The organism is uncultured Nevskia sp. (assembly GCF_903885465.1).
In the GTDB taxonomy this organism is placed as follows: domain Bacteria; phylum Pseudomonadota; class Gammaproteobacteria; order Nevskiales; family Nevskiaceae; genus Nevskia.
In genome coordinates this window covers 1-9227 of the sequence record NZ_CAISIQ010000090.1, presented here as the reverse complement: position 1 = coordinate 9227, position 9227 = coordinate 1, and the positions used below count along the sequence as shown (strand labels likewise).

Sequence of the window (9227 nt, the reverse complement as noted above, 5' to 3'; positions counted from 1 at the left end):
TTTCAGGGTTTCAGCAGTTCGCCGGCAATGATCATCTTGCGCACTTCGGTGGTGCCGGCGCCGATCTCGAGCAGCTTGATCGAGCGATACAGGCGGTTGATCTCGGATTCCCAGATGTAGCCCGTGCCGCCGTGCACCTGCACGCCGTAGTCGAGCACCTTGTTCATGGTATCGGCGGCGAACATGACGCCAGCGGCGGTCAGCTTGTGGATGTCGCCACGGCCGCCTTGGCTTTCATCGACGCTATTGCAGGCGCGCAGCACCTGGTAGGTGAACAGACGCATCGCTTCGACCCAGGTGTACATCTGGGCAATCATCGACTGCACCATCTGGAAATCGGCGATCGGCCGGCCGAACTGTTGGCGCTGCTTGGCGTAATCGATCGCCAGTTCCAGCGCCCGCTCGGCGATGCCGAGGCAGATCGGCGCGATCATCGCCCGTTCCAGATCGAGTCCGGACATGACGATCTTCACCCCGCGATTCTCTTCGCCGAGCAGGTTCTCGGCTGGCACGCGGCAATCGTCGAACACCAGCTCGGCCGTCTGCGAGCCACGGAAGCCCATCTTCTCCAGCTTCTGCGCCACCTTGAAACCGGGGAAATCCTTCTCGATGATGAATGCGGAAATGCCGTGCTGGCCACGGTCCTTGTCGGTCTTCGCGTAGACCAGCAGCACATCGGCCACCGGGCCATTGGTGATGTACAGCTTGCGGCCGTTGAGGATGTAGAAATCCCCTTCGCGGCGCGCCGTGGTGCGCATCGAGCCAAGGGCATCGGAGCCGGCGCCGGGCTCGGTGAGGCCCAGTGCGCCGATCGACAGGCCCTGGTTCATCGCCGGCAGATACTTCGCTCGCTGCGCATCGTTGGCATTGCGCAGGATGTTGTTCATGCACAGGTTCTCGTGGGCGACCCAGCTCAGGCCCAGCGCATGGTTCCAGCGTGAGAACGCCTGCAGGATCAGCCCGGCGCTGAAGATGTCCAGCCCGGCGCCGCCGTACTGCTCGGGCGCGGTGATGCCGAAGTAGCCAGTGGCGCCGATCTTCGGAAAGATCTCGGTGGGCCACCATTCCTCGTCGTCCATGCGCTGCGCGAGCGGATACAGCTCGCGGCGCGCGAAACGATCGGCCTCGTCAAGAATCTGCTGCTCGCCATCGGACAGGCCGGCAAAGACCTGCAACAGGTTGCCACTGCTTGCCGCGCCGCTGGAATCCGCCATGACCATCTCCTCGCTTCGATGCGGGCAGCATGCAGAAGTCGCCGCCCGGTGTGGTGAGTCCGACTCATCCGTTGACGAGATGAGTTGGACTCACCAATACTAGCGCCATGCCGTCCGTCCGCAAAGTCACCGTGAGCAAACCTGCTGGCCGAGCCGGAAAACGGGCTGCGCGCGTGCCGTCGCCGAGACTGGGGCGCGAGCAGCGCATCGACGAGATTCTCATCGCTGCGCGCGAGGTGTTCTGTCGCAAAGGCTACGAGCAGACCGCCGTTTCGGAGATCGCCGCGAGCATCGGCGTCGTCGAAGGCACGGTGTTCAAATACTTCGCGACCAAGCGCGACTTGCTGCTCGCCGTGCTCGAGCGCTGGTACGACGCGATCAGCGATGACCGCGCCCGCGAGTTGGCTGGCATCACCACGCATCGCGAACGGCTGCGCATCGTCATCCACGGTCACCTGCGCACGATCCGCGACCAGCCGTTGCTGTGCCGGCTGATGTTCCGCGAAGTACGCGCCGAGCAGGACTATCGCGGCTCCGGCCTGCATGACAAGAATCGGCTGTACACGCGCTTTCTGATGGACGTGATCAACGATGGCATCGCCGCCGGAGAATTTCGCCGCGATGTCTCACCGAGCTTGATGCGCGATCTCGTCTACGGCGCCGTCGAACATCTGACCTGGAATTATGTCTGCGGCCGAGGCGAGCTCGATGTCGACGCGATCGCCGCCGAACTGACGGCAATGGTCTGCGATGGCATCGAAACCTGCGCGCGCGTGGCTGCCGTCAACAAAACCCCGAGACTCGCTAAACGCCGATGAAGAACTCGTTGAGCCACGACACCAGCGCCTGGCCGTTCAAGGCCGTGCTGGTCGCCAATCGCGGCGAAATCGCTGTGCGCGTGCTGCGCACCGTTCAAGCCCTGGGCTTGAAAGGCATCGTCGTCTTTCATGCCGCGGATCGCGGCACGCTGGCCGTGCAGATGGCCGATCAGGCGATCGAGATCACCGGCAGCACGCCCGTCGCCGCCTATCTCGATGCCGAACAGATTCTGAAAGCTGCGCGCGACAGCGGTGCCGGCGCGATCCATCCGGGCTACGGTTTCCTGTCCGAGAACGCCGGCTTCGCATGCGCTGTCGCAGCGGCCGGCCTGGTGTTCATCGGGCCATTGCCCGAGCAGATCGAACTGATGGGCGACAAGGTGCGTGCCCGCAACTTCGTCGAGCGCGCCGGCTTCCCGGTCGCTCCGAGCGCGATCGAGGACGACGATCCGACGAGCTTCAACGATCGTGCTCGTGCGGTCGGCACGCCGCTGCTGATCAAGCCTTCGGCCGGCGGTGGCGGCAAGGGCATGCGCATCGTTCGCGACCTCGCTTTGCTCGATTCCGAGATCGAACGCGCGCGCAGCGAAGGCCAGCGTTATTTCGGCGATGGCCGGCTCTATGTCGAGCGCTACATCGAGAACCCGCGCCACATCGAAGTCCAGGTGCTCGGTGATGGCTACGGCTCGGTCGTTCATGTGTTCGAGCGCGAATGCTCGGTGCAGCGGCGTTTCCAGAAAATCGTCGAGGAAACGCCGTCTCCTGCGCTGACGCCGGAACTGCGTGCACGCATCTGTGAAACCGCTGCCGGCATCGCGCGCTCGGCGGCTTACCGCAATGCCGGCACGGTGGAATTCATCTTTGCCCAGAGCGGTGAGTTCTTCTTTCTGGAGATGAACACACGCCTGCAGGTCGAGCATCCGGTCACCGAAGCCATCACCGGCAAGGACCTGGTATTCGAGCAATTGCGCGTCGCGGCCGGCGAGCCGCTCGGCTACACGCAGGCCGATCTGCAAACCAGCGGCCACGCGATCGAACTGCGCATCTACGCCGAGGACGCCGCACGCGGCTACACGCCGACCACCGGCCCGCTGTTGCAGCTGCGTGCGCCGGAAGGCGAAGGCCTGCGCTGGGACAGCGGCGTGATCGAAGGCGGCGAAGTCACCGCGGCCTTCGATCCGATGATCGCCAAGCTGATCGTTCACGGCACTGATCGTAGCGAAGCGCTGGCCCGCGCCGACCATGCGCTGCGCGACACCGTGCTGCTTGGCTGCAAGACCAACATCGGCTTCCTGCGCCGGCTGATCACCCATCCGGCTTTCATCGCTGGCGACGTCCACACCGGGTTTCTCGATGCCAATCCGCAGATCGCGGCAGAGCCGGATCCGGCGCCGTCGACACTGCAGGCACTGCTGGCTGCCGCGAGCCTGAGCACGAAAACCATGCGCGACGGCGCCGATGCGATTCCCGATCTCCATGCCGCGCTCGGCGCTTGGAGGAACTGATGCACCACGCTTTCGAGTTTGCTGACAACGAACATGGCGTCGAGCTTTCGCGTACGCCTGCCGGCTATCGCCTTCACCTCGACGAGACGCACACGATCGATGTTCGCGTGCTTGCCGAGATCGATGGTCGAATCACGCTGAACATCGACGGCCGCAAGGTCGACGCGATCATCGCCACTCGCGGCGACGAGGTATTCATTCACCTCGATGGCGAGGCTTATCAGCTGCGTTACCGCCATCCGCTGGAGCGCCTGGCCGCCCAGCATCAGGGCGGCGCCGCAGACGGCATCCGCGCGCCGATGCCGGGCTCGGTGATCACCGTGGCCGTGGCGGCTGGCGATAGCGTCAGCCGCGGCCAGACCTTGTTGATGATGGAAAGCATGAAGATGGAAACGACGCTGGTCGCCCCACGAGATGGCATCGTCGCGGCCGTGAACTTCGCTGCCGGCCAGAGCTTCGATCGCGATGCCCTGCTGCTGAGCCTGGAGCCGGTCACCGCATGAAGCGCATCGAATCGCAGCTCAACACTGGTTCGGCCGAGTTCCGCGCCAACGTTGCCCACAACCGGGCGATTGCCGATGACTTGAAGGCGCGCCAGCAGGCCGCGCGCCATGAACGGCCGCAGCGCGATATCGATCGTCTGCGCGCGCAGAAGAAGCTGCTGGTCCGCGAGCGCATCGCGCTGCTGCTCGATCCGGGCACGCCGTTCCTGGAGCTTTCCACGCTCGCGGCGGGCGAGGCCTACGACGGCAGCGTGCCCGGCGCCGGCTGCGTGATCGGCATCGGCATCGTTGCCGGCCGGGAAGTGGTGATCAATGCCGGCGATGCCAGCGTCAAGGGCGGTGCCTGGTATCCGCTGACGATCAAGAAGACCGTGCGCGCGCTCGACATCGCCATCGAGAACCGCCTGCCGGTCGTCCATCTCTGCGACTCGGCCGGTGGCTTCCTGCCGCTGCAGGCGGATTTCTTTGCCGACAAGTACGCGGCTGGCCGCATCTTCCGTAATCAGTGCGCGCTATCGAAAATGGGCGTGCCGCAGGTCGCCGTGGTGCTCGGCCATTGCACGGCCGGTGGCGCCTATGTGCCGGCGCTGTCGGACTACAGCGTGATCGTTCGCGGCACTGGCGCGATCTTCCTTGCCGGTCCGCCGCTGGTGAAAGCCGCGACCGGCGAGGAAGTGACTGTCGACGCGCTTGGCGGCGCCGACATGCATACCTCGGTGTCCGGCACCGCCGACTATCCGGCCGCCAGCGAAGAGGAAGCGATCGCCATTGCGCGCGACATCGTCGGCAACTTCGCGAAAGCAGAAAAGACCAAGGTGCAGTGGCAGACGCCCGAGCCGCCGCTGCACGATGCGGAAGAGCTGTACGGCGTGCTGCCGCGCGACATCAAGCAGGGTTTCGACATGCGCGAAATCATTGCCCGTATCGTCGATGGCTCGCGCTTCCATGAATACCAGCCGGCCTACGGCAAGACGCTGATCTGCGGTTACGCCCATCTCTGGGGCTACCGGATCGGCATCCTCGCCAACAACGGCGTGCTGTTCAATGACAGCGCGCTGAAGGGCGCGCACTTCATCGAGCTGTGCAATCGCGATCGCACGCCGCTGCTGTTCCTGCAGAACATCACCGGCTTCATGGTCGGTCGCGAGTACGAGCAGCGCGGCATCACCAAGGACGGCGCCAAGATGATCATGGCGATGTCGAACGCCACGGTGCCGAAGCTGACCGTGATGTGTCACGGCTCCTTCGGCGCCGGCAACTACGGCATGAGCGGCCGCGCCTTCGATTCGCGCTTCCTGTTCTCCTGGCCTCAGAGCCAGACCGCTGTGATGGGCGCCGAGCAGGCCGCCAACGTGCTGGTCGATATCAAGATCCGCCAGCTGGCGCGCACGGCGCAGAAGCTTGCGCCAGAGGACATCGCGGCGATCCGCGAGCCGGTGCTCGACGAGTACAAGCGCAAGTCCAGCGCCTACTGGTCGACCTCGGAAATATGGGACGACGGCATCCTCGATCCGGCCGATACTCGCAATGCGCTGGCGATGGCGCTGTCGGCCGCGCTGAATGCGCCGATCGAGGAAGCGCGCTACGGCGTGTTCCGGATGTGATGGCGGCGCCTCAACCCTCAAGGAATTCTGCAAGACATGAGCAATGAAACCAGCAATCTGGTGCTGATCGAAGCGCGCCTCGACGGCCGGGTCGCCCTGCTGACCCTGAACCGTCCAGAGGCGACCAATGCCATCGACGACTCGATGGCGCTGGCGATCGAAGCCGCGGTGGCGCATATCAAGGCTTCGCCGAGAGTCGAAGCAGTGCTGCTGACCGGTGCCGGTCGCATCTTCTGCTCGGGCGGCGATGTCGGCGTGTTCAAGGCAGCACTCGGCAGCGGCGACGACGGCGAACTCGCGCGTCTGCTCGATCGCCTGGCGACTCGTATCCATGGCGCGCTGGAAGCCTTGGTCAACGCCGGGCCGTTGCTGATCGCGGCGGTCAACGGGCCGGCGACCGGTGCCGGCCTGGGTTTCATCTGCGCCTGCGATTTCGCTTACGCCAAGCCTTCGGCGACCTTGCGTCCTGGCTTCTCGAAGCTCGGCCTGTCGCCGGACACCGGCACCACGCAGTTCCTGCCGCGCATCGTCGGTGCCCGCAAGGCGCTGGAAATCCTGATCCGCGGCGATGCGATCACGCCGGAGACGGCGACCCAGCTCGGCATCTTCAACGAGGTGATCGACGGCGACGATGCCGCGTTCATTGACAGCGTGCTCGAACGGATCAAGCCGCTGATCGCGTCCGGTCGCGCGGCCAGCGAAACGCGACGACTGATCCGCCAGACGATGTCGCCCGGCCTGCACGAGCAGCTGGCAGCGGAGCAGGCTTCGCTGGTGGCGCTGGCCTCCAGCTCGCTGGTGATCGGACGGCTGAAGAAAGCGCTGGGGCTTTGAGGCCCGACGAGGTCAGCGCTGCTCGCGGAAGCGGCGCGGCGTGGAACCGGTCAATGCGTGGAAGGTGTCGGTGAAGTGCGACTGGCTGGAGAAGCCGGTCTCCTGAGCGATGCGGACCAGGTCGAACTCGGTGTTCTGCAGCAGGTGCATCGCCGCTGCGACTCGACGCTGGGTCAGATACTGATGGGTGCTCATGCCCGTGGCGCTGCGGAAGCTGCGCGTGAACCCGGCACGGCTGACGCCGGCACGCCTTGCCAGTTCATCGATCGGCAAGGCCCGGCTCAGATTGGCTTCGACGTACGCGAGCAGATCGGCCAACGGTGTCGTGCCGATGCGCTGGCCGGCGGTCGCGGCAGCATCGGCAACGTGACCGGCGGCTGGCAGCGTCTGCGCCTGCTCGGCGAGATGGCAGAGCAGGGCATCGGCGAGTTTGGCGATGTAGTTCGGCGATGGCGGCCGCGGCCCACGCGCGGCGCGCAGCAGCGCTTCCATGCTCGCGGTGACATAGGCATCACGGAACGCGAAGCGCGGCATCGTGTGGCTGCCCAGCGAGGGCAGGGCGCCGTTGCCGGCCAGACCGTTCTGCAGCGGCACGTGTAGGGTCATCACGTCGATGCTGCCGCCGGTGTTGAAGGCGGCGCTGCGGCCGGGCGGCAGGATCGTCACCAGGCCGGGAATGGAGCAGGCACGGCTCAGGCCGCGCTCGGTCACTGCACGGACCCGGCGCGAGCCGCCGAGATGCAGGGCGACTACCAGTTCGTCGGTCTCCGGCAGTTCGAAGCCGTCCATATCCGGCGTGCGCCAGTCGTAGATGCCGATGGCCGATCCGTTGCCCGCTTCGGCGGCGACACCCGGCGCCACGCCGAAGGCGCTGCGGAATGCTTCGGCGGCATGGGGTCTGGTCGGCGTCGTCATGGTTTGTCCTGCTCTCACCGTGCGTAGCCGATTCTGACATGGAGTCAAGAACGATTCTGATAGACCGCGCCTGCGCCGCTGCCGAAACTCCACATCGGGTCAGAAACCCGACCGACGCTACGGCGCCGCATTCGAACGAGGAGCAGTCACGATGAATCCGACACAACCCAATCCCACTGATTACGGCATGTGGAAGCTGATGGCCTGGACCGGCCCGGTCTTCTTCATCGGCTTCTTCTGCATGTGGGGCCTGCTGGCCAGCAATTTCCCGCCGATGGCCGCGTCGACCAGCGCCCAGGACATGTGGCAGCACTACAAGGATCTGCAGACGCCGATCACGATCGGCATGTCGGTGTGCATGGTCGTCGGCTCCTGCTACATGACTTTCGGCGCGGCGGTATCTCGCGTCATGCGCCGCATCGAAGGCGGCGAAGGCATGCTCGCCAACATCGAGATGACCGGTGCAACGATCACCTACTGCCCGATCGTCATTGCCTGCGGCATCTGGCTGACCATCGCGCTGCAGATCGACGTGCTGTCGCCGGAAATGGTCCAGACGATGTACTACCTCGCCTGGATGATCGTCGATCTCGCCTACATGGTGACCAGCTGGCAGATCATCGCCGCCGCCATCGTGTTCCTGCGCGACAAGCGCGAGAAGCCGCTGGTGCCGGCCTGGGTCTGCTGGTGGGGTTTCGTCACCGTCGCTTCGTTCTTCCCGGTGAGCCTGATTCCGTTCTTCAAGACCGGCCCGTTCGCGTTCCACGGCATGTTCAATTTCTGGATCGCGTTCCCGACCTGGTACATCTGGATCGTGTCGATGTCGGTGTTCATCATCAAGGCAGTCAACCGCATCGAGATCGAGGACGGCGCCGCCAGCCCGAGCGCAGTGCGTGAGCAGTCCGGTTCGCTGATCGGCGCCCGCTGAGGCATTCTCGCGGCATGTCGACTTCTCCAGCCGTAGCGACCCGACGCCTTCCCGGAGTGGAGGGCGTCTGGGTTTTCGTACTCGCTGACATGTGCTTCTTCGGCGTGCTGTTCGTGTCGTTCATGCAGGAGCGGATCAAGCAGGGCGCGTTGTTCGAAACGGCGCGCCATACGCTGAATCCGGACTTCGGCGGCATCAACACGCTGATCCTGCTGACCAGCTCCTGGCTCGTGGTGCTGGCCGTCGATGCCGCCAATCGTGACCGGATCGCCGCGATTCCGAAGCTGCTGCTGGCGGCGATGCTCTGCGGCATCGCCTTCGGCATCTCGAAGGCGATCGAGTACGGCGGCAAGCTCGCAGCCGGCATCACGCCGATGAGCAACGACTTCTACATGTTCTATTTCTCGCTGACCGGCATTCATCTGCTCCACGTGATCGGCGGCTGCGTGATGCTGACGGTGTTCTGGCTGAAGGCGCGCAGGGGCGAGTTCGACAGCCGCAACATGAAGGTGCTCGAATCCGGCGCCACCTACTGGCACATGGTCGATCTGCTGTGGATCTTCCTGTTCCCGCTGCTCTACTTGCTCAGATAGGGCTGAAATAGCGATGGCACTGCTGATGAAACCCGTGACCCTGGTCTGGTTGTTCCTGATGGCTGCGACCTGTGTGACCACCTGGGGCTTGTCGAAGGATCAGTTCACCGCCAGTGTCGCGACCTTGTCGATCATCCTGATCGCGGCGATCAAGGTGCGGCTGGTGCTGCTGCACTTCATGGAACTGCGCCATGCGCCCTTGCCGTGGCGGCTGCTGCTTGAAGCCTGGGTGTTGGTGGTCACCGGTGCGATTGCCGGCTTCTACCTGCATACCGTGCCTGCGGCCTGATTGGCCGATTCATTCGCTGCAACG

The 9227-nt window shown here is 64.5% G+C and carries 10 protein-coding genes; 8 read left to right on the top strand and 2 right to left on the bottom strand.

The genetic code is table 11. From position 1 onward, the window contains the following. Positions 1–2: 2 nt before the first annotated feature. Positions 3–1214 carry an acyl-CoA dehydrogenase family protein gene (locus QZY06_RS03415; RefSeq protein ID WP_295680216.1) on the bottom strand — a complete coding sequence of 404 codons (1212 nt, stop codon included), beginning with the start codon at positions 1212–1214 and terminating at the stop codon, positions 3–5. Positions 1215–1345: 131 nt separating this feature from the next. On the opposite strand from QZY06_RS03415, the gene QZY06_RS03410 reads away from it, so the two are divergent. The 5 genes from QZY06_RS03410 to QZY06_RS03390 are packed head-to-tail and all read left to right on the top strand — an operon-like array spanning position 1346 to position 6478. Further along, positions 1346–2032 carry a TetR/AcrR family transcriptional regulator gene (locus QZY06_RS03410; protein WP_295680213.1) on the top strand — a complete coding sequence of 229 codons (687 nt, stop codon included), beginning with the start codon at positions 1346–1348 and terminating at the stop codon, positions 2030–2032. After that, positions 2029–3537 (top strand): biotin carboxylase N-terminal domain-containing protein, encoded by a 1509-nt coding sequence (locus tag QZY06_RS03405; RefSeq protein WP_295680211.1) that lies wholly within the window; start codon positions 2029–2031, stop codon positions 3535–3537. The genes QZY06_RS03410 and QZY06_RS03405 overlap by 4 nt, the downstream gene beginning before the upstream one ends. Next, positions 3537–4040, top strand: coding sequence for a biotin/lipoyl-containing protein (locus QZY06_RS03400; protein ID WP_295680208.1), 504 nt, complete (start codon positions 3537–3539; stop codon positions 4038–4040). The genes QZY06_RS03405 and QZY06_RS03400 overlap by 1 nt, the downstream gene beginning before the upstream one ends. Further along, the gene (locus QZY06_RS03395; RefSeq protein ID WP_295680205.1) at positions 4037–5644 is read left to right on the top strand and encodes an acyl-CoA carboxylase subunit beta; all 1608 of its coding nucleotides are present in this window, start codon (positions 4037–4039) and stop codon (positions 5642–5644) included. Before QZY06_RS03400 ends, QZY06_RS03395 begins: the two co-directional genes overlap by 4 nt. A gap of 36 nt (positions 5645–5680) precedes the next feature. Further along, entirely contained in the window at positions 5681–6478 is a 798-nt protein-coding gene (locus QZY06_RS03390; protein WP_295680202.1) for an enoyl-CoA hydratase/isomerase family protein, read from the top strand. Positions 6479–6490: 12 nt separating this feature from the next. Here QZY06_RS03390 and QZY06_RS03385 read toward each other — a convergent pair whose 3' ends face one another. Next, positions 6491–7393 (bottom strand): helix-turn-helix domain-containing protein, encoded by a 903-nt coding sequence (locus QZY06_RS03385; RefSeq protein WP_295680200.1) that lies wholly within the window; start codon positions 7391–7393, stop codon positions 6491–6493. A 151-nt stretch (positions 7394–7544) separates the two neighbouring features. On the opposite strand from QZY06_RS03385, the gene QZY06_RS03380 reads away from it, so the two are divergent. The 3 genes from QZY06_RS03380 to QZY06_RS03370 are packed head-to-tail and all read left to right on the top strand — an operon-like array spanning position 7545 to position 9203. Next, positions 7545–8321, top strand: coding sequence for a hypothetical protein (locus tag QZY06_RS03380; RefSeq protein WP_295680198.1), 777 nt, complete (start codon positions 7545–7547; stop codon positions 8319–8321). Between the two features lie 14 nt (positions 8322–8335). Then, on the top strand, positions 8336–8914 hold the full coding sequence (locus tag QZY06_RS03375) for a cytochrome c oxidase subunit 3 family protein (RefSeq protein WP_295680196.1): 579 nt from the start codon (positions 8336–8338) through the stop codon (positions 8912–8914). Positions 8915–8927: 13 nt separating this feature from the next. Further along, a complete protein-coding gene (locus tag QZY06_RS03370) occupies positions 8928–9203 on the top strand; it encodes a cytochrome C oxidase subunit IV family protein (protein ID WP_295680194.1) in 276 nt (91 codons plus the stop codon). The last annotated feature ends 24 nt before the right edge of the window (positions 9204–9227 follow it).

Coding starts and splice junctions, on each gene's coding strand:
- QZY06_RS03385 (WP_295680200.1), bottom strand. CDS start 7,393: ATGACGACGCCGACCAGACCCCATGCCGCCGAAGCATTCCGCAGCGCC.
- QZY06_RS03375 (WP_295680196.1), top strand. CDS start 8,336: ATGTCGACTTCTCCAGCCGTAGCGACCCGACGCCTTCCCGGAGTGGAG.
- QZY06_RS03400 (WP_295680208.1), top strand. CDS start 3,537: ATGCACCACGCTTTCGAGTTTGCTGACAACGAACATGGCGTCGAGCTT.
- QZY06_RS03395 (WP_295680205.1), top strand. CDS start 4,037: ATGAAGCGCATCGAATCGCAGCTCAACACTGGTTCGGCCGAGTTCCGC.
- QZY06_RS03415 (WP_295680216.1), bottom strand. CDS start 1,214: ATGGCGGATTCCAGCGGCGCGGCAAGCAGTGGCAACCTGTTGCAGGTC.
- QZY06_RS03370 (WP_295680194.1), top strand. CDS start 8,928: ATGGCACTGCTGATGAAACCCGTGACCCTGGTCTGGTTGTTCCTGATG.
- QZY06_RS03390 (WP_295680202.1), top strand. CDS start 5,681: ATGAGCAATGAAACCAGCAATCTGGTGCTGATCGAAGCGCGCCTCGAC.
- QZY06_RS03380 (WP_295680198.1), top strand. CDS start 7,545: ATGAATCCGACACAACCCAATCCCACTGATTACGGCATGTGGAAGCTG.
- QZY06_RS03405 (WP_295680211.1), top strand. CDS start 2,029: ATGAAGAACTCGTTGAGCCACGACACCAGCGCCTGGCCGTTCAAGGCC.